Source organism: Parafrankia elaeagni, assembly GCF_000374165.1.
GTDB classification, from domain to species: domain Bacteria; phylum Actinomycetota; class Actinomycetes; order Frankiales; family Frankiaceae; genus Parafrankia; species Parafrankia elaeagni.
The window spans coordinates 65,798-85,322 of the sequence record NZ_KB893711.1; the positions used below are offsets into that span (position 1 = coordinate 65,798).

General features: G+C 72.0%; 19 protein-coding genes. 14 read left to right on the plus strand and 5 right to left on the minus strand.

Features of this window, described 5'->3' with window-relative positions:
- Positions 1–7 precede the first annotated feature (7 nt).
- Positions 8–433: a response regulator transcription factor gene (locus B207_RS0107090; RefSeq protein ID WP_018635828.1), complete on the minus strand. Its 426-nt coding sequence runs from the start codon at positions 431–433 to the stop codon at positions 8–10.
- Between the two features lie 503 nt (positions 434–936).
- On the opposite strand from B207_RS0107090, the gene B207_RS0107095 reads away from it, so the two are divergent.
- The 8 genes from B207_RS0107095 to qcrB all read left to right on the plus strand — a co-directional run bounded on the left by B207_RS0107095 (position 937) and on the right by qcrB (position 7,974).
- Positions 937–1,365 (plus strand): Fur family transcriptional regulator, encoded by a 429-nt coding sequence (locus tag B207_RS0107095; protein ID WP_018635829.1) that lies wholly within the window; start codon positions 937–939, stop codon positions 1,363–1,365.
- Positions 1,366–1,400: 35 nt separating this feature from the next.
- Positions 1,401–1,841 carry a rubrerythrin family protein gene (locus B207_RS0107100; protein WP_026310774.1) on the plus strand — a complete coding sequence of 147 codons (441 nt, stop codon included), beginning with the start codon at positions 1,401–1,403 and terminating at the stop codon, positions 1,839–1,841.
- Between the two features lie 308 nt (positions 1,842–2,149).
- On the plus strand, positions 2,150–2,746 hold the full coding sequence (locus B207_RS0107105; RefSeq protein WP_018635831.1) for a DUF3501 family protein: 597 nt from the start codon (positions 2,150–2,152) through the stop codon (positions 2,744–2,746).
- A 106-nt stretch (positions 2,747–2,852) separates the two neighbouring features.
- Positions 2,853–3,272, plus strand: coding sequence for an SseB family protein (locus B207_RS0107110; protein ID WP_018635832.1), 420 nt, complete (start codon positions 2,853–2,855; stop codon positions 3,270–3,272).
- Positions 3,273–3,519: 247 nt separating this feature from the next.
- Positions 3,520–4,158: an aa3-type cytochrome oxidase subunit III gene (ctaE, locus tag B207_RS0107115; protein ID WP_018635833.1), complete on the plus strand. Its 639-nt coding sequence runs from the start codon at positions 3,520–3,522 to the stop codon at positions 4,156–4,158.
- 5 nt (positions 4,159–4,163) lie between these two features.
- The gene (qcrC, locus tag B207_RS0107120) at positions 4,164–5,042 is read left to right on the plus strand and encodes a cytochrome bc1 complex diheme cytochrome c subunit (RefSeq protein ID WP_051102459.1); all 879 of its coding nucleotides are present in this window, start codon (positions 4,164–4,166) and stop codon (positions 5,040–5,042) included.
- Positions 5,039–6,370 (plus strand): cytochrome bc1 complex Rieske iron-sulfur subunit, encoded by a 1,332-nt coding sequence (qcrA, locus tag B207_RS0107125; protein WP_018635835.1) that lies wholly within the window; start codon positions 5,039–5,041, stop codon positions 6,368–6,370. The genes qcrC and qcrA overlap by 4 nt, the downstream gene beginning before the upstream one ends.
- Complete coding sequence (qcrB, locus tag B207_RS0107130; protein WP_018635836.1) at positions 6,367–7,974, plus strand: cytochrome bc1 complex cytochrome b subunit; 1,608 nt, start codon at positions 6,367–6,369, stop codon at positions 7,972–7,974. The genes qcrA and qcrB overlap by 4 nt, the downstream gene beginning before the upstream one ends.
- Before the next feature lie 166 nt (positions 7,975–8,140).
- Here qcrB and B207_RS32945 read toward each other — a convergent pair whose 3' ends face one another.
- Both B207_RS32945 and B207_RS0107140 read right to left on the minus strand, forming a co-directional pair.
- A complete protein-coding gene (locus B207_RS32945; protein WP_018635837.1) occupies positions 8,141–9,892 on the minus strand; it encodes a DEDD exonuclease domain-containing protein in 1,752 nt (583 codons plus the stop codon).
- A 61-nt stretch (positions 9,893–9,953) separates the two neighbouring features.
- Entirely contained in the window at positions 9,954–10,421 is a 468-nt protein-coding gene (locus B207_RS0107140) for a VOC family protein (RefSeq protein WP_018635838.1), read from the minus strand.
- A gap of 187 nt (positions 10,422–10,608) precedes the next feature.
- Between B207_RS0107140 and B207_RS0107145 the strand changes: the two genes are divergently transcribed.
- Entirely contained in the window at positions 10,609–11,019 is a 411-nt protein-coding gene (locus B207_RS0107145; RefSeq protein ID WP_018635839.1) for an HIT family protein, read from the plus strand.
- Positions 11,020–11,190: 171 nt separating this feature from the next.
- Here B207_RS0107145 and B207_RS0107150 read toward each other — a convergent pair whose 3' ends face one another.
- Positions 11,191–12,471 carry a DUF4352 domain-containing protein gene (locus tag B207_RS0107150; RefSeq protein ID WP_018635840.1) on the minus strand — a complete coding sequence of 427 codons (1,281 nt, stop codon included), beginning with the start codon at positions 12,469–12,471 and terminating at the stop codon, positions 11,191–11,193.
- Between the two features lie 547 nt (positions 12,472–13,018).
- Between B207_RS0107150 and B207_RS0107160 the strand changes: the two genes are divergently transcribed.
- The 3 genes from B207_RS0107160 (at position 13,019) to B207_RS0107170 (ending at position 15,997) form a co-directional block, all read left to right on the plus strand.
- Positions 13,019–14,332 carry an NYN domain-containing protein gene (locus B207_RS0107160; RefSeq protein WP_018635842.1) on the plus strand — a complete coding sequence of 438 codons (1,314 nt, stop codon included), beginning with the start codon at positions 13,019–13,021 and terminating at the stop codon, positions 14,330–14,332.
- A gap of 164 nt (positions 14,333–14,496) precedes the next feature.
- Positions 14,497–14,679, plus strand: coding sequence for a hypothetical protein (locus B207_RS0107165; RefSeq protein ID WP_051102460.1), 183 nt, complete (start codon positions 14,497–14,499; stop codon positions 14,677–14,679).
- 196 nt (positions 14,680–14,875) lie between these two features.
- Complete coding sequence (locus tag B207_RS0107170; protein WP_026310776.1) at positions 14,876–15,997, plus strand: glycosyltransferase family 4 protein; 1,122 nt, start codon at positions 14,876–14,878, stop codon at positions 15,995–15,997.
- A gap of 62 nt (positions 15,998–16,059) precedes the next feature.
- On the opposite strand, the gene B207_RS0107175 is transcribed toward B207_RS0107170, so the two are convergent.
- A complete protein-coding gene (locus B207_RS0107175) occupies positions 16,060–17,874 on the minus strand; it encodes an AMP-dependent synthetase/ligase (RefSeq protein WP_018635845.1) in 1,815 nt (604 codons plus the stop codon).
- A 253-nt stretch (positions 17,875–18,127) separates the two neighbouring features.
- Here B207_RS0107175 and B207_RS0107180 point away from each other — a divergent pair, with 253 nt between their 5' ends.
- Positions 18,128–18,895 (plus strand): metallophosphoesterase family protein, encoded by a 768-nt coding sequence (locus B207_RS0107180; protein WP_026310777.1) that lies wholly within the window; start codon positions 18,128–18,130, stop codon positions 18,893–18,895.
- A 180-nt stretch (positions 18,896–19,075) separates the two neighbouring features.
- A complete protein-coding gene (locus B207_RS0107185) occupies positions 19,076–19,522 on the plus strand; it encodes an SRPBCC family protein (protein ID WP_018635847.1) in 447 nt (148 codons plus the stop codon).
- The last annotated feature ends 3 nt before the right edge of the window (positions 19,523–19,525 follow it).

Genomic DNA, 19,525 nt, shown 5'->3' on the forward strand with positions numbered 1-19,525 from the left:
ACCCGGCCTAGTGGGCGCGGGTGTTGACCACCGGCCGGCGGACCGCCGAGCCGGTCGCACGCTCCCGGAGCAGGCCGACGACCGCGTCGGTGAGCGCGCCCGGGTCGACGGGATGGCTGACCACCGCGTCGGCCTGCGACCAGGTCGCCAGCCAGCGGTCGTCGCGCCGGGCGACCAGCAGCAGCGTGGGCGGGCAGTCCGCCACCTCGTTCTTGAGCTGGCGGCACAGCCCCATCCCGCCGGACGGCGTGGCCTCGGCGTCCAGGATGCACAGGTCGGCCTCGCCATGGTCGACGGCGTCGATGAGGGTCGCCGCGTCGGACACCTCGACGAACTCGATCTCGTCGAGGTCGGCCGCGGGCCGGCGCCCGACGGCCGCCAGGACACGCGCTCGGACGTCGGGCTTGCTCGCGTAGACGAGAACGGTGCTCATGGCGTCCACGGGCCTCTCGGATGGGCGACCGCCGTGGGCGGCGATCGGGAACGACTGCCGGTACGGGCACTGCGTGGGCACCGGTCCCCGGCGGCGGCCCCGGGCGTCGCCGCGCAGGGCGGCCGCCGCACAGGGTGCCGGCCGTGGTGTCGGACGTCCCACCGGCCCGGTATCCGCTCCGAAGGCTATCTGTTCGCGGCGTGCCGGTCGCGTGCCCATCCGGGTCACCGGCGCCGGGTGGCGGCCGGTACGGTCAGGGCCGTCGCAGACGGGGACATCGCCGCGGGGGCCGTCAGGCCGGCCCGGCCCCGGGGCTGGCGGAGTGCCGGCGGTGGATCGGTGGCCGGACCTCCGGGTCCGGAGGAGTTTGCCATCGGACACCGTCAGGCGTGATACTGATACTCGTTCTCAACGATTGTCCGAGTGCCCGTCCCGGCCGTGCCTCCCGCGGGACCTGTGCGCGGGCGGGCGCCGACCGACCGACCGATGACGGACGTGACCCGATGCCGGAGCGAACCGAACTACGCCTCACCCCCCAGCGCGGAGCCGTGCTGGAGGTGCTGAAGGCCGCCGCCGACCATCCCACGGCGGCCGAGGTCTACGAGCGCGTGCGGGTCGCTGCCCCTGGTATCGGCAGCGCCACGGTGTACCGCGCGCTCGCGTTGCTGGTGGCGACCGGGCACGCCCTCGAACTGAGCCTCGGGGACGGCACGGCAGCCAGGTACGACGCGAACACCAGCCGGCACGACCACGCCGTGTGCGAACGGTGTGGCCGGGCGGTGGACATCGACCAGCCCGTCCCCGACGGGATGGTGGCCGAGATCGCACGGCGGTCCGGCTTCACGATCACCGGGTACGACCTGCAGTTCCGTGGTCTGTGCCCGGAGTGTCAGTCCGGCGGCGCGGGCCAGGGCCCGGGCCGGCGGCAGTGATCGAAACAATGATGACGTCCATGGAGGAACTCCGCATGCCGAAGCTTGACGGCACCAAGACCCACGAGAACCTCAAGGAGGCCTTCGCCGGCGAGAGCCAGGCCAACCGCCGCTACCTGTACTTCGCCCGCCGGGCGGACATCGAGGGGCTGACCGAGGCCGCGGGCCTCTTCCGTGACACGGCCGAGGGCGAGACCGGCCACGCGTTCGGTCACCTCGACTTCCTCGCCGAGGTCGGCGACCCGGCGACGGGCGAGCCGATCGGCAAGACGGCCAAGAACCTGGCGAGCGCCGTGGCCGGCGAGACCTACGAGTTCACCGCGATGTACCCGGGCTTCGCGAAGACCGCCCGCGAGGAGGGCTTCGAGGAGGTCGCCGACTGGTTCGCCACGCTGGCGCGCGCCGAGAAGACCCACGCCGGCCGCTTCAAGAAGGCCCTCGACGCGGTGGTCGCCGAGGAGACCGCGGACGCCTGATCGCGGCCGTGTTCCCGGGCGGTTCGCACCGCCCCCACGGCCGGGGGCGGCACGGGGAAACCCGGGCCGCCCCCGGCCGGGAGCCGGGGCTGGGAGGCCCGTCTCGACGGGCTGTCCAGCCCCGGAGCTCCGGCACATCGACTCACCGGGGCCCGGGAGCCTCGACACCCGGTACGTCCGGCTCTCCCGGTACCTTTTCGGATGCCCGCCGCGGTCCGTGAGCCCCTGGCCTCTCTGCGTCCTCGCGCCCCGCAGGAGACACCGGCGGGTACGAGGACGGGCGGCGCGACGGGGCAGGAGGCGGCACGATGACGTTCACCATCGCCGACATCACGACGGACCATCAGTCCTACTCGGCCAGGCGCAGCCAGGCCCGCGCCCGGATGATCCCGATCCGTGCCGAGCGGCGCGTGCGGGTCGGCGACATCCTGGTCTTCGAGTTCGAGAACGCCGAGACACTGCGCTACCAGGTGCAGGAGATGGTCTACACCGAGCGGCTCAGCGCTCCCGGCGAGGTCGCCCACGAGGTGGACGCCTACTCGCGGCTGCTGCCGTCCAGCCACGCCCTCACCGCCACGATGTTCATCGAGCTCGACCAGCTGGACGCCGTCCGCGACGAGCTCGTCCGCCTGTCCGGGGTGCAGAGCCGGATCTCGTTGGAGATCGGCGGAGTGAGGGTGCCCGCCGTCGAGATCCCGGGCGTTGACGAGGACCCCGACGCCCCGAGCGAGACCGTGTCGGTGCACATGTTCCGCTTCCCGCTCACGGACGAGACCCGGGACGCCTTCCGCGACCCCGAGGTCCCCGTCGAGCTGGTGGTCGACCATCCGGCCTACAGCGACGGGACCCCTGTCACCGGGGCGACCCGGCGCAGTCTGATCGCCGATCTGGCTCTGCCCGGCTGACGGCTCTGCGGGGCTGTGACGGGCCGGCGCGGGCCGTTCATCTGCGGCGGACCCGGGTATGCGAGCACAGGACAGGCTCGATTCCCGGCCCGACAGGAGCGGCGCTGTGACCGATCACCACGACGGCCCGGCCGGGTTCGGCCCCGGCGGGGCAACCCCGGCCAGCGAGGCTCTGCACCGGCTGGCGCTCGACCGCGACGACTCGGCGGCGCTGGGCGCGCTGGCCGTCGCGGATGTCCTCGTCCCGGATCTCAGCGATCCGTCCCGGGACAACGGCGACGCGCGGGTGGTGAAGCTTCCCGTCGCCGAGCAGGCCGACGGCCGCCAGTTCGTCCCCACCTTCACCTCGGAGCAGCGTCTCGCCGACGCGCTGCCGGGCATCGACCGCTACCGCAGGGTCGCGCTCGCCGCGTTGCTGCGGATGTGGCCCTCCGAGGATCTGATGCTCGCCGTCGACCCCGGGACGGAGGAGGGTCTGACGTTCCCCGCGGAGGGCATCCGGGCGCTCGCCGCCCTCGCGGACTGAGCCGTCCGGGCCACCCCCGGCGTGGCGCGCCGCTCTGGGTGAGGGACACAACAACCGACGGGTTCGGGGTCCGGCACGCGGCGTGGCCGACGCCTCATCACATGCCAGAACCTGCGTGTTAGCAGGCGTTTCGGCAGCACCCGGCGGATTTTCGGATGCTCGGCGGGCGCTCGCGGCGCGTCGTCGACGCCGTGTAGTCCTACCGATTGTCGAACCTACGGTGGCGCGTGCGGCGTCACATGCCAGAATGACCGTCGTGGCCTCAGCCCCTGTCCTCGAGAAGGCTCCTCCAGCGCACCCGGCGGCCAACCGTCCCTCGATGGTCTCGGTCGGCACAGTGGTGTGGCTGTCGTCGGAGCTGATGTTCTTCGCGGCACTGTTCGCGATGTACTACACGATCCGCTCGGTCAACAGCGGCAACTGGCCGCCGGTCACCGGCGACCCGGCCGGGTCCGAGATCGGTCCCGTGCACCTGCACGTCCCGTTTGCACTCTTCTTCACGGTGATCCTGGTCCTGTCCAGCGTGACCTGTCAGCTCGGGGTCTTCGCCGCCGAACGCGGCGACGTCATCGGGCTGCGCCGCTGGTACCTGATCTCGCTGATCATGGGGATCGTCTTCGTTGGCGGTCAGGCCTGGGAGTACTTCAAGGAGAACGAGTTCACCCTGGCGTCGCACGGCTACGGGTCGGTGTACTACCTGACCACCGGGTTCCACGGGTTGCACGTGATCGGTGGGCTGGTCGCCTTCGTTCTGGTGCTGGCCAGGTCGACCTACGGGCGGTTCACGCCCGAGAAGGCGACGTCGGCGATCGTGGTGTCGTACTACTGGCACTTCGTCGATGTCGTCTGGATCGCCCTGTTCGCCACCATCTACCTCCTCCAGTGAGCGACATGACCACATCCAAGGCATCCGAATCCGCGGCGTCCTCGTCCGCGGGCGCGGCCGGCAGACCCCGGCTCGTCTCGGTGAGGAAGGCCCGGCGATCCCGGTCGGCCTCCGTGCGCCGCCGTCGGCGGTCGTCGTCCATCGTCCTGCTCCTCGGCCTGCTGGCCACGGGGTTCATGTGGACGGTGCTCGCTCCCGGGGGCAACGCGACGGAGACTCCGGACGCGAACGAGGCCGTGCGCCAGGGCCGCGCCCTGTTCGCCCAGGGGTGCGCGACCTGCCACGGCCTGAACGCCCAGGGATCCACCCAGGGGCCGAGCCTGATCGGTGTCGGCGCCGCCGCGGTGGACTTCCAGATGTCCACCGGTCGTATGCCGCTCGCCGCTCCCGCGGCACAGGCCGACCGCAAGGACCCGCTCTACTCGGAAACACAGATCGACCAGGTAGCGGCCTACATCCAGTCGCTGGGCGGCGGCCCGGAGGTTCCGAACCTGACGGGTGAGGAGCTCAACGACGCCGACCTCGCCGAGGGTGGCGAGCTCTTCCTGGCGAACTGCGCCCAGTGCCACCAGGCCGCCGGCGCCGGCGCCCCGCTGACCTACGGCAAGTTCGCCCCGTCCCTGAGTCAGGCGACACCTGACCAGGTCGTCGAGGCGATGCGGACCGGTCCGGAGTCGATGCCGGTCTTCGGGCCCGGCCAGATCAACGAGGAGGAGGCCGTCGCGGTCGCCGCGTACGTCCGCCACCTCCAGGACGCCCCCGCACCCGGTGGCGCCTCGATCGGCAAGTACGGCCCGGTTCCCGAGGGTCTGGTCGCGATCGTGATCGGTCTCGGCGCGCTGCTCGGCGTCTGCCTCTGGATCGGCGCGAGGCAGAAGCTGTGAGCGCCGAGAAGGGCCCGCACGGGCCAGTGGCCGCGGACGGCGACGACAACGGCGACGACCTGACGCCGGACTCGCCGCAACGGCGCATGCACTACGCCGGCTACCAGGGAGAACCGGCCGACAAGGCAGACCAGGATTCGATGAGCAGCATTTTCAAGAGGACGAAGCACCCTGTCGACACCTCGGGGCGCCCGAAGGACGACTCCGACCCCCGTGCCGGTGGCCCGGATGTCAGCGCGGGGCACGACGGGCCCGAGGTGCTCGGGACCCCGCCGAACCCGACCGACTCCTCCCAGACCCCGGAGACGACGGTCATGCGGTCCGGCGGCGCCACCGCCACCGCCACCGCGCAGGGTACGGGCGGCGGTGGGGGAGTCACCCCCCGCGCGCCGCACACGGCCGAGTACGACCGGCGGGCCGCCCGGCGCGCCGAGCGGCTCATCGCCTTCTGGTTCACGATCTCGATCGTCGGCACGGTGGGCTTCATCATCACCAACTTCGTCGGCGACAAGCACGCGCAGTACTACACGCCCGCCATGGGCAGCGCGCTCGGGCTGGCGGTCGGCGGCCTCGGGGTCGGCATGATCCTCTGGGCGAAGCGCCTGATGCCGCATGAGCAGGCGGTGCAGGAGCGGCACGAGTTCACCTCCCCGCAGGAGGAGATCGCGGTCACCGAGGAGGAGGTCGCGCTCGGCTTCGCCGACACCGGCCTCGCCCGGTACCCGTTGCTGCGGCGCAGCCTGCTCGCCGCCGGCACGATCCTCGGCGGGCTGGTGGTGGTGCCGCTGCTCAACCTGACCAACAGCAAGCCCGGCAAGAAGCTCGACCACACGCACTGGGTCAAGGGCGCTCGCCTCGTCAACCTGCAGGGCCGCTATGTCAAGCTCGGCGACATCGCGATCGGCGGGATCGAGACCGTGCTCCCGGCCATCCCGGTGAAGGAGGCGGACGGCAGCCTCTCCTATGAGCCGAAGCTGGACCTGCACAGCAAGGCGGACAGCACCACGATCCTCATCCGCCTGGAGCCCGGCGTGAACAAGCCGCGCCAGGGCCGCGAGAACTGGGCTGTCGACGGGCACGTCGCCTACTCGAAGATCTGCACGCACGCGGGCTGCCCCGTCAGCCTCTACGAGCAGCAGACGCACCACCTGCTCTGCCCCTGCCACCAGTCGGTGTTCGACGTGCCTGACGGGTGTCGGGCGATCTTCGGGCCGGCGAGCCGGTCGCTGCCGCAGCTCGCCATCGCGGTGGATGACGAGGGCTACTTCATCGCCCGTGACGGGGACTACACCGAGCCCGTCGGCGCCGCGTTCTGGGAGCGCTCATGACCACCGCATCGGCACCCGTCCCGAAGTTCCAGAAGCGGCCGACTCCGGCGCGCAAGGTCAACCGGGCCATCGACGACCGGTTCGGGACGCAGGGCGCGATCCGCCGGAACTTCAACAAGGTGTTCCCGGACCACTGGTCCTTCCTGATCGGTGAGATCGCGCTCTACAGCTTCATGATCCTGCTGCTCACCGGGATCTACCTGACGCTCTTCTTCGACCCGTCGAACGTCGAGATCATCTACAACGGCTCCTACGTCCCGCTCAAGGGCGTGGAGATGAGCCGCGCGTACGCGTCGACGCTGGACATCAGCTTCGACACCCGGGCCGGGCTGGTCTTCCGCCAGATCCACCACTGGGCCGCGCTGGTCTTCGTCGCGTCGATCATCGCCCACATGATGCGGGTGTTCTTCACCGGTGCCTTCCGCAAGCCGCGTGAGGTCAACTGGCTGATCGGCATCGTCCTGCTGATGCTCGCGCTGGTCGAGGGTTTCGCCGGCTACTCGCTGCCGGACGACCTGCTCTCCGGCACCGGCCTGCGGATCGCCGCCTCGATCGCCCAGTCGATCCCGGTGATCGGCACCTGGACGTCGTTCCTGGTGTTCAACGGCGAGTTCCCCGGCGAGAACTTCATCCCGCGGCTGTACGTGGTGCACATCCTGCTTGTGCCGGGCATCCTGCTCGCGCTGATCGGGGCGCACCTGGGCATCCTGTGGCACCAGAAGCACACCGACTTCCCCGGCCCGGGCAAGACCGAGCACAACGTGGTCGGTCACCGTGTCTTCCCGGTGTTCGCCGTGAAGTCCGGCGGTTTCTTCATGCTGACCTTCGCGGTGCTGGCCCTGCTCGGCGGTCTCGCCCAGATCAACCCGATCTGGACGTTCGGCCCGTACGACCCGGCCAAGGTCAGCGCGGCGTCCCAGCCCGACTGGTACATCGGCTTCCTGGACGGGTCCACCCGGCTCATGCCGCCGTGGGAGTTCAGGGGGCTCGGGCACACCATCCCGGCGGTGCTCTGGCCGACGGCGGTGCTGCCCGGTGTGCTGTTCACGCTGGCGGCGCTCTACCCGTTCCTGGAGGCGAAGTTCACCGGGGACAAGGCCTCGCACAACCTGCTTCAGCGCCCGCGGGAGGCCCCGACCCGCACCGCGATCGGGGCGATGAGCCTCAGCTTCTACCTGGTGCTGTTCATCTCGGGTGGTAACGACATCATCGCCCACACGTTCAGCATCTCGCTGAACGCGATGACCTGGGCGGGCCGGATCGGGCTCATCGTGGTCCCGCCGATCGCCTACGTCGTCACCAAGCGGCTGTGCATCTCGCTCAACGAGCGGGACGCGGAGATCGCGCATCACGGTATCGAGACCGGTATCATCCGCCAGCTCGCCAACGGTGAGTTCGTGGAGGACCACCGGCCGAAGCCGTCGCCGGTCTCCGACTACCCGCAGGTCCCGACCGACCGGATCCCGTTGCCGGCCGGCGCTGCGGACGGAGCCCACGGCAAGGGCCTGGCACATCGTGCCGGCAAGGCCGTCGGCGGTTTCTTCACCGAGGAGACCGAGAAGCCGGCAGGCGACGCTCCGGTGGGCGGTGGTTCCAAGCACTGACCGCCGTGCACCAGCTGACCGCTGGGCACTGACCGCCGGGTCGCCCGGAGCTGTTCCGCCTGCCGCGGGCGGCTCCGGCGCTCGGAGGAGCCGGAACGCGCACGAGGCCTCCGAAGGGCCGCCCCCGACGACCGTCGGGAGCGGCCCTTCGTCATGTCCGCGGCGTTCAGGCGGGCGGGGCCGCGAAGCGCTTCGCCGCGCGGATCGCGCCGTGTGCCGGCCAGCTCCACTCACCCTCCAGCCGGACCAGCCGGACCCCGGGCCCGGTGAGCCACCGGCCGATCCGCTCGGTCTCCTCCACCGAGGCACAGGGAGTCGGCCCCGGCACGGGCCGTACGGTCTCCGCGCTCGCCACGACCGCGTCGACCCAGGGCCGGGGGTCGATGCCGCGCGGCACCGAGGCCGCGGAGACGAGCCGCCCGCGGCGGATCACCGACAGGTCCCACCCGGCGTCGGCGGTCGGCGCCGCGGCGACCATCTCCGGAACTGCGGTGAGCGCGACGAGGCGCTGCCGGCGCGCCGCCACACGCAGGTAGGCGGCCAGCCGGTCGCGTACCTCGGCGGCATCCTCGTACCGCTGGTCGGCCGCCAGGCGCGCGATGCGCTCCTCCAGCGCCTCCTGGACCGGGCCCGGGTCACCTGTCATCGCCTGGCGTGCCTGCTCGGCGACCTCGGCGTACTCCGGCCCGCTCTGCCGCCCGTCGCAGGGCGCGCCGCAGCGGCCGAGGTCGGCCAGCACACAGGCCGCCGTCGGGCGGCGCGGCGAGAGCCGGGTACTGCACTGGCGCAGCGGGACGGCCTCCAGCAGTGCGGTCTCCGCTTCCTGCGCCGCCCGGGTACTGCCGAAGGGGCCCAGGAACGCCACGCCGTCACCGACGGACCGCACGCGGGACAGCCGCGGATACGGCTCGTCGGTGAGCCGCAGGTAGACGACCCGCTCGGGGTGGCGGGAACGTCGGTTGTAGGGCGGCTTGTACTCGGCGATCAGCCGGAGCTCGCGGACCTCCGCCTCCAGCGGATGTGCGCAGCCGATCGCGTCGACCCGCGCCGCCGCCGCGACCATCTCCGCCATCCGGGTGCGGGGCTCGCTTGCGGTGAAGTAGGTCCGCACCCGGGACCGCACCGACCGCGACGTTCCGACGTAGAGCGCCCGGCCGGTTCCGTCCCGGAACACGTAGACGCCGGGCCCGGTGGGCAGCCCGTCGGCGAGGTGCCGCTTGCGCCGCTGGGCGGGGGAGACCCGCGCGCTGTACTCCCGCAGATCCTCGATCGTGGTGACGCCCAGGTTGCCGAGCCGCTCGAACAGCCCGTGCAGGACGTCGACCGTCGCCCTGGCGTCGGCGAGCGCCCGGTGTGTCGGCCGGCTGGCGCTGCCGAACAGCATCGCCAGCGACTCCAGCCGGTTGTCCGGAGTCTCGTCGCGGGTCACCACCCGGCGGGCGATCCGCACCGTGTCGAGGTGCTCCCAGGCGGGGACGGGGTAGCCGCACGCCGTCACCGCCGCGCGCAGGAAGCCGAGATCGAACGGCGCGTTGTGGGCGACGAGCACCGCGCCCCGGGAGAACTCCAGGAAGGTCGGCATGACCTCGTCCAGAGCGGGCGCTGTTGCCAGCATGACGTCGGTGATGCCGGTGAGCACCGAGACCATCGCCGGCACGGGGCCGGACGCCCGGACCAGTGTCGACATCTCGCCCAGCACCTGGCCGCCCCGCACCTTCACGGCGCCGATCTCGGTGATCTCCGCCGTCGCCGGCGAACCGCCGGTGGTCTCCAGGTCGACGACGACGAAGGTCAGGTCGGACAGCGGACGGCCGAGCTCCGCCAGGCTCGCCTGGCGCGGCGGGCCGTCGGCGCGAGCGGAACTGGTGCCGGCGGAACTGGTGCCGGCGGAACTGGTGTCGGCGGGGACGGGACGCACCGGACACACCCTAGGGGGCGGGTACGACAGGCCTGCCCGCCGATACGCCGGTACGCGCAGCTCAGGAGAAGGGGCGGGCGAAGGCGGTGGGCCCCGCGTTCATCACCCGGAACTCGTTGCCCTCCGGGTCGCGCAGAACGTAGCCGGTCTCCCCGTGTGCCTCGTAGCGGGCCAGCTGCTGGGCACCCAGCGAGGCGAGCCAGCCGATGACCCGCTCGGCGTCGACGGCGTACAGCTCCAGGTGCAGGCGGTTGGGGTTCTCCTCGTCCTCCTCCGCCCGGTCCTCCCGGCGGCTGCTGCGGCGGCCCGCCCATCGCGGCGGCCGCGGCCGGGCCCGCCGGCGGAGCAGCAGCTTCGGCCCGGCGCCGGCGGGATGGCGGAGCAGTGCGGCATCGCCGGCCTGCTCGGAGATCTCGTAACCCAGCGCGGCGGCCCAGAAACGGACCATGACACCCACGTCGGTGCAGTCAACACTGATTCGAGCGACCCTGATGCCGTTCGTCTCAAACCTGGCCACCTGAAGCATCATTCCGTATCGCCGGGTTCGTTGGTGCATCGGTGTGTCTCCGGCGTGTCCTACAGCAAAGGGTCGTGCCTTGTCGTGCCTGTTTGGTAGGAATTGGTCACGATTCAGGTGATTTGTTCCCAGCCTGTTGACCGGCCCCCGGTCTGATGACCTCCGCGTGCGTCTGCGGTGATCTCGGTAGGGTCCCGTTATGGCCAGTGTCTTCACCCGGATCATCAACGGCGAGCTGCCCGGTCGCATCGTGTATGCGGACGAGGCCAGTGTCGCCTTCCTGACCATCGCGCCCATTCGGCCCGGTCACACCCTCGTGGTCCCGCGCCTGGAGGTCGACCACTGGATCGACCTGCCCGACGAGGTGCTCAGCGCGGTGTGGAGCGCAGCGGCGACCGTGGGGCGGGCCATCGACTCGGTCTTCCGGCCCCGCCGGGTGGCGGCGATGCTCGCGGGCCTGGAGGTGCCGCACACCCACATTCATCTCGTGCCGATCGAGGCGGAGTCGCAGCTGAGCTTCGCGCTGGCCGACAGCAGTCCGGACCCGGCCATGATGGACGACGTCGCCGAGCGCCTGCGCGCGGCGCTGTCCGCGCCGGCTGGCGCGTGACCGCAGCGGGCGCTGCCCGCCGCGGAGTGGGGCAGGCCGGTTGGCGCGGGGTTGGGACGGGCGGGCGGCGTTCGCGGTTGGGCGGTGTCACGCGGGCGGGCGGGCGGCGTCGCGGGAGCCGGCGGCCCGGCCACGGTCAGAACGACCGTGGCGGGCGGCCGGAACTCGCTGTCAGAACTGGAACGTCGCGGGTGCCACCGCGAACAGCGGCTCCCAGTTCAGCTTGTGATGGCCGGCCGGTGCGTCGATGACCACGTTGCCGGTCACCTTCTGCCCCGCCTTGACGTCGCTGGTGTACAGATCGGGCTCCACCGAGGTGAACTCGCCGTCGTAGCGGCTGCCGTCCTCCGTCTGGACGTAGAAGTCCGACGGCGCCGCCGACGTCTCGCCCCGGGACACCTCGACGGTGACGTTCACGACGTAGAAGGCGCCGCGGCTCGGCGGGTCGCCGTACTCCTCGACGCGGCCGGTCGAGCTGCAGATCGAGTTCAGGGTGACCTTGGCCTCGAAGTCGCTCACCGACGACCGCGCGTTGCCCGTGACGGTTCCGGCCCCGCCGACGCCCGCCACTCCCGCGGGCGGCGGGCCCGCCGGGGTGACCGGCACACAGCCCTCGGGCGCCCCGGGCTGCTGGGCCCCGGCCGCGGGCTGTGTCGGGACCGACCCGCCCGGAAGCGTCGTCACATCGGGGAGGGTGGGGCCGGTCGGGACGGCCCGCGGGGCGAGGGTGGAGCCGGAGGCGGTCGGCTCCGGATCGTCACCACCGCCTACGGAGAGCGCGATGATGACGCCGAGAACGACAGCGGCGACGACCGCCAGCGGCACGATGATCATCGCTGGGTTGCGGCGGCCGCCCGGTGGCGTACCGCCCGGCTGCGGCCAGCCTCCGGGCTGCTGCTCGGGGAACCCCTGCTGGTAGCCGGGCTGCTGGTAGCCCTGCTGCGGTGCCTGGGGATAGCCCTGGGGCGGGTACTGGCCCGGGTAGCCGCCCTGGGCCTGCTGCCAGCCGGTGCCCTGCTGCCCCGGCGCCGCGGGGGTCGGCCAGCCGCTGCCGGCCTGGCCCTGCTGGCCGGCGGGCTGCTGCCACCCGGTGCCCTGCTGGCCCTGCTGGCCCCACGGCGTGTCGGCGCCCTGCTGGGGCCACTGCTGCTGGGGCTGCTGCCCGGCGCCCGGCCACGAGCTCTCCGGTGACGCTCCGGCGGCGGGCGGAGCACCCCAGGAAGCCGCGGGCGTGGTGGAAGGCCACCCGCCGCCGTCCCCCTGCGGCCCCGGGGCCGGCGTGCCGCCCGGGGCCGGCCACTGCGGAGCCGGCGCTGGCGGCGGCGTGGCTGACCCGCCGCCAGCCGGGCTATCCGAGGCCGGCGGCTGCTGCCACGAACTGTTGGGCGCTCGCCAGGTCTCCTGGTTGTCCTGACCGGGCGGGGGGTGGCCAGGGGGGGTCTGGTCGGTCACGGAGGTCCTCTCGACAGCCCCCGCCGCGCTTCCTACGGGCGGAGCACACGATAAACACGGCGAGATTACATAAGTCGGATATCGCCGGCCACAATGGGTGTCTTTCCGTTGCGGATTCCGGGTTCGCGCAGATGTCGGGCGCGACGGGCGATGACGGCGTTGACGGTGATGTCAGGTGCACGCATCCAGCCAGATGGCCTGGTGCCGATTGCCGAGGATCGCGCCGAGGGCGGCCCGAATGACATTCCACCCGGTGCTGCCCGTCGTTCTGTCGAGGCGTTCGGTGAGCGGCGGACCGTCCTGGTCACCATCTGGTTCCCGGCTGTGTTCCCGGCTGTGCCCCACGACGTTCCTGCTGGCGTCCCCTGCCGTCCGGCTGGCCGGAGTGGGCTGCGGGGAAGGCGTCCGAGCGGCCCGGACGGGGCGACCGATACTCTGGACCGTCGCTGTCGTCGCCTGTTCCGGAGTTTCCCGTGCCTGTGGTCCCGCCCCGACGCCCGCGTCGGCCCAGGGCGATCCGCGGCGCGCGGTCGGCCGGGTCGCCCCGATGACCGAGACGCTTCCTGTCGACGTGCGGTCCCAGGTCGTCGTGTACGCGGCGGAGGCGCTGGCCGAACTCGCTGACGCTGTGGTTCCGGCCAGTCTGGTCGCTGTCCGTCGTTTCAAGGCGTCGCGCCGCGCACGGCTGGGTGCCGTGCCGCTCGCCGCCGCCATCGAGCAGGACGCGCACTTCCGCGGCCGGGTCGCCGAGTGGGTCCGCCGGACGAACCCGGACCTCGTCACCGCCATCACCGCGCCGGACGGCCCGCCTCCGGCCGCGCCCCCGGCCCAGATGGCCGCGATCGCCTACATCCTTCGTCTGCCCGACTGGGCCGCGCTCGTCGAGGAGGCCGCGCGCTCGTCCGCGCAGGAGGTGTCCTCGGCGCGGATGGACGAGGCCACCCGGGAGATCAGCCGGCTACAGGAGCAGATCGAGGCCGTCCGGCGGCTCGCCCGCACCGAGCAGGAGCAGCTGCGTGCCCAGCTCGAGGAGGCCCGCGCCGAGGCGGAGGAGGCCCGTCGCCGGTTGCGGGCCTCGGGGGACCGGGTGCGGCGCGCCGAGATCGCGGCCCGGGAGGTCAGCGTCGCCGCGGAGACCGCGCGGGACATCGCTGCACAGGCCGCGCGGGACAGCGGGGCCGAAGCCAAGCGGCTGCGCGCGCGGGTGCACGAGCTGGAGGCCGCCGCGTCCGCGACCCGCCGGGACAGCCGGGATTCCCGCAGCATGGACGAGGCGCGGCTGCGGGTGCTGCTCGACACGTTGATGGCGGCGGCGAACGGTGTCCGTCGCGAGCTCTCCCTGCCGACGACGGTCGTGCGGCCCGCCGATCTGATCAGCAGGCCGGAGAACGACCGCGGCTTCGACCCGTTCTCCGGGGTCGGCGGGAGAGGGCGAGCCGAGGACGATCCGGCGATCATCGACGATGTCCTGGCCGTCCCGGGCCTGCACCTGATCATCGACGGTTACAACGTGACCAAGCGTGGCTACGGTGCCCTCACGCTGCAGGCGCAGCGCGCGCGACTGCTGGCCGGGCTCGGCGCGCTTGCGGGCCGAGCCCTCGACACCGAGGTCACGGTCGTCTTCGACGCGACGGCGGTCGTCGCCCGGCCGGTCGGAGTCGCGATGCCGCGCGGGGTGCGGGTCGTCTTCAGCCAGGCCGGCGAGCTGGCCGACGACGAGATCAGACGTCTCGTCCGCGCCGAGCCGCCAGGGCGGCCGGTGGCCGTCGTGACCTCCGACCGCGAGGTGGCCGAGAACTGCGCCTCGCTGGGCGCCCGCGCGGTCTCCTCGGACGCCATGCTGTCCAGGCTGGACCGCTAGGCCCGCGGCTGCGGCCCCGGCGGTTCCGGTTCCGGCGGTCCAGAAACTGTCGTACCCCTCTCCTAGCGTGACCGGTGTCGAACTGGTGTCCGGTTCCACCGCGACCGGCGGGCCCCTGTGGGCACCGGCGGCCTCGGGTGGGTGAAGGACGAGAGGTGAGCACGATGCTGATCGACTGTGAGACGTGTGAGGCCCGGAGCAGCGCCGCCTGCGAGGACTGCGTGGTGAGTTTCCTGCTGGCGGCGCCGCACACCACAGCGGACTGGGACGACGACGAGCGCCGGGCGATCGAGGTCCTCGCCGCCGCGGGGCTGATTCGTATGCCGCGCCGTTTCCGAGCAGCCTGAGTCGTGCCGGTCCGCACACATGCGGCTCCAGCGGTGTGTCGCTGACAGTCCGCCGGGGGCGGCAGTCGCGGCGGGGAACGCTCTGTGTGCGCAGCCGGGTGCGATGAGGTGTCATCGGGCGTACCCGCTGGTGCCGACGGGAGGTGGTGCGCGTCCCAGCCGCGGCCTCGCCCGGGCCATGCGGGAGCATGGCGGCGTGCGTGTGCTCGCTGTGACCAACGATTTTCCGCCCCGTCCGGGTGGGATCCAGGCGTATGTGCACAACTTCGCCTCGCGACTGCCGTCCGACGAGATCGTCGTGTACGCGCCCGCCTGGCGCGGAGCCGCCGAGTTCGACGCCGCGGCGCCGTTCCCGGTGGTGCGGCATCCGACGTCGCTCATGTTGCCCACGCGGGACGTGTTCCGCCGGGCCAGGGAGATCGCCCGGGCGGAACGGTGCGACACCCTGTGGTTCGGTGCGGCGGCGCCGCTCGGCCTGTTGGGAGCGCGGCTGCGCCGGGAGATGCCGGCCCGTCGGGTGGTGGCCAGCACGCACGGCCACGAGGTGGGGTGGGCGGCACTGCCCGGGGCCCGGCAGGTGCTGCGACGTATCGGGGCGACGACGGACGCTGTCACCTATCTGACGGACTACACCCGGATCCGTCTCGCGCCGGCCCTCGGGCCTCGGCCCGACCTGGCCCGGCTGCCCAGCGGCGTCGACCCGTCGTTGTTCCGCCCCGGTGACGGTCGCGACGAGATCCGGAAGCGCTACGGGCTCGATGGCCGTCCGGTGGTCGTCTGCGTGAGCCGGCTGGTTCCCCGCAAGGGGCAGGACATGCTGATCCGGGCGCTGCCGGCACTGCGCCGCCGGGTCCCGGAGACCGCGTTGCTTCTCGTGGGCGGCGGGCCGTACCGGCAGGAGCTCACCAGGCTCGTCCGGGAGAACGACGTCACCGACCACGTGGTGTTGACCGGCTCGGTGCCCTGGGAGGAGCTGCCGGCCCACTACGCGGCCGGTGACGTGTTCGCCATGCCGTGCCGCAACCGCCGGGCGGGGCTGGAGGTGGAGGGCCTGGGCATCGTGTTCCTGGAGGCGTCGGCGGCAGGCCTGCCGGTCGTCGCCGGTCGCAGCGGGGGGGCGCCGGACGCGGTCCTCGACCAGCGGACCGGTGTGGTGGTCGATGGGCGGGACCTGCACGCGCTCGTCCGCGCGGTCGGCGACCTGCTCGCCGACCCGGACCGTGCCCGCTCGATGGGCACGGCCGGCCGGGCCTGGGTGGAGCTGCGCTGGCGCTGGGACGTCCTGGCCGGAGAACTGCGCGACATCCTGTGGGGCTGAGCGCGCCGGCGCCCGCGGCGCAGCTCCGGCGCTCCGGCGCGGTGCCCCGGTGATGAGAGAGGTCAGGCGGTCACGCGGGGCGCGGAGTAGAGGCTCTCCACCGTCTCCGCATAGCGCTCGAGAACCACGTTGCGCCGGACCTTCAGGCTCGGCGTCAGCTCGCCGCCTTCGATGGTGAAGTCGTGCGGCAGGATCTCGAACTTCTTGACCGCCTCGGCGTGGGAGACCATGGCGTTCGCGGCGTCGACGGCTCGCTGGATCTCGGCCCGCATCTCGGGATCGCCCGCCAGGCTGGCCGCGGTGGTGCCTGCGGGGCGGCCCTTCTCCTTCAGCCAGGCGGCGAGCGCATCCGGGTCGAGGGTGATCAGCGCGGCGATGAAGGGCCGCCGGTCACCGACGAGCATCGCCTGCCCGACCAGCGGGTGCTGCCCGATCCGCTGCTCCAGCGGAGCGGGCGCGACGTTCTTGCCGCCCGCGGTCACCAGGATCTCCTTCTTGCGCCCGGTGATGCGCAGGTGGCCGGTCTCGTCGAGGGAGCCGAGGTCTCCGGTGCGCAGGAAGCCGTCGGAGTCGATCGCCTCCTTGCCGGCGGTCTCGTTGTTGCGGTAGCCGCTGAGGACCAGATCGCCCCGGATCAGCACCTCGCCGTCGTCGGCGATGCGCACGGTGACCCCGGGCAGCGGCTGGCCGACCGTTCCGATCTTCATCGACTCGGGCCGGTTCACCGTCGCCCCCGCGGTGGACTCGGTCAGCCCGTAGCCCTCCAGGATGAAGAAGCCGATGCCCCGGAAGAAATGGCCCAGGTGGACGCTCAGCGGGGCACCGCCGCTGATGCCGTGGGTGATGTTGCCGCCCAGGGCGGACCGCAGCTTCGCGTAGACGAGCCGGCTGAACAGGGCGTGCCGCAACCGGAGGGCGAGGCCGGGGCCGCCCTGGTCGAGGGCCTGGCTGTAGGCGACCGCGGTGGCCTCGGCGGCGTCGAAGATGCGGCCCTTGCCGTCGGCGTGGGCCTTGGCCCGCGCGCCGGCGTACACCTTCTCGAACACCCTGGGCACCGCCAGGATGAAGGTCGGCTGGACCAGCGCGAGGTCGGCCAGCAGCGTGTTGGTGTCCGGCGTGTAGGCGATGCACCGCGCGTTGTTGATGATCATGCACTGCATGGTCCGCGCGAGCACGTGGGCCAGCGGCAGGAACATCAGGGTCGAGGCGTCCTCGGTGAAGTGCTCCGGCGTTGTCGCCGCGCCGGCCAGCGCGTTGAACAGCAGCGCGCGGTGGGACAGCTCGCAGCCCTTGGGGCGCCCGGTCGTTCCCGAGGTGTAGATGATCGTGGCGATGCTCGCCGCGGTGACGTCGGACCGGGCGGCCGCGAGCTCGTCCACCCCGATGCCCGCCTGTGCGCCGGCCTCGGCAAGGGTGTCCAGCGCGCCGCCGTCGATGACGAGCACCTCGCGCAGCGAGGGCACGCGGTCGCGGACCTGGGCGATCCGGGCGGCATGCTCCTCCGACTCGCAGACGGCGAGGACGGACTCCGAGTCCGAGATGATCCACTCGATCTGGTCGGGGCTCGACGTCTCGTAGATCGGAACGCTGACCGCGCCCGCGACCCAGCCCGCGTAGTCGAGCACCGTCCACTCGTACCGGGTGCGGCTCATGATCGCGAAGCGGTCGCCAGGGCCCACGCCCAGGGCCACCAGCCCGGCAGCGGTCCGGACGACGAGGTCGCGGAACTCGCGCGCCGTCAGGTCCGCGTACCCGTCACCGGACTTGTAACGGACGATGACCTTGTCCGGGACCCGGTCCGCGTTGGCGAAGACGTCATCGCTGAGCGTCCTGTCATCGGCCACCGTGACCAGGGCGGGAGAGGTGTACTCGCGCACGGGAACTCCTTCGATGGCAGGGCCGTCTGGCCGGGGACTCCGCCTGCGGGTGCCGGTCGGGGTGAGGATCGAGGGCCTGGTTTTCTGCCATGTGACGACAGTGGGTCCCGTGACGTTAGCCTGTGAGCGCCGCCACGGCGAGTCATTGGTCGTTCCGGATTTCGGGTCGTTCCCGGCGAAGCAGACCGGGTGCCGTGTTCGCCCGGCAGGCGCGGATGCTCCCGGTGAAGGCCGCTCGCCTAAGCTCTCTGGAGTGCGGGTGCATGTGGTGAGCGACGTCCACGGGAGGTCGGACGCGCTTCCCGGCGCAGCGGCAGGAGCCGATGCTTTCGTATGTCTCGGTGATCTTATTCTGTTCATCGACTATCGCGACCACGGCCGCGGGATCATGGGCGACCTGTTCGGGGCCGAGGCCGTGGGCCGCATGATCAGCCTGCGGACGGAGCAGCGTTTCGACGAGGCGCGGGAATGGTCCCGCAGGCTCTGGGGCAGCCTCGACGGCGATCGTGCCGACATCGTGGAGGCCGCCGTCCGGCGCCAGTACGCAGCCATGTTCGCGGCCTTCCCGACGCCGACCTACCTGACGTACGGCAACGTGGACCGGCCGGACCTCTACCCCGACTTCCTGCGCGAGGGACTGCACCTGCTGGACGGCCAGACCATCGAGATCGGTGGCCGGACCTTCGGGTTCGTGGGCGGCGGCCTGCGGACGCCGATGAACACCCCGTTCGAGATCGACGACGAAGCCTACGCGGCCAAGGTGGCGGCCGTCGGCGCGGTGGACGTCCTGTGCTGCCACATCCCGCCGCACGTGCCGGAGCTGGTGTACGACACCGTCGCCCAGCGGTTCGAGCGCGGCAGCGAGGCGGTCCTGGAGGCCATCCACGCCACGCGGCCACAGTACGTGCTGTTCGGCCACGTGCACCAGCCCCTGGTCGCCGAGCTGGAGATCGGCGCCACGCGGTGTGTCAACGTCGGGCATTTCAACGCGCGGGGCACGCCGTACGTCCTCGAGTGGTAGGACACCCGGCGCGGCGCTCACGTTCCGGTAGCCTCAACGATCGATCGGGCATTCGTCCTGCGCCCCAGGGCACGGGTCGGCCGCACGGGTCGCCCGGCGCCCCGCGCCGGGCGCCAGTGGCCCCATGACCGGATCCGCCGGTCCCGCCGGGGCGATGAGATGTGGAGGTGCGGACGGTTCATGGTGGACCACGCGCAGTCGTCGATCGTCATCGAAGCCCGGCCGGCCGTCGTCATGGGAACGATCGCCGACCTCGCCGCCTACCCGACCTGGGTCGGGCAGATCGAGGAGGCGGAGATCCTGGAGGTCGGGCCGGACGGGCGCCCGCGCCAGGCCCGGTTCCGGATCAACGCGGTCGTCATGAAGGACGAGTTCGTCAACGAGTACACCTGGAAGGGCGACGAGCAGGTCAGCTGGACCCTCGTCTCCGGCCAGGCGATGTCCGCGCAGGACGGCAGCTACCTGCTGCGTGACCTCGGTGACGGCCGTACCGAGGTCACCTACGAGCTCACGGTGGAGCTGAAGGTCAAGATCCCGGCCCTGCTCCGCCGCAAGGTCCAGGGCGGCATCGTGGACGCGGCGCTGAAGGACCTCAAGAAGCACGTCGAGAAGCTCGTCGAGAGCTGACTG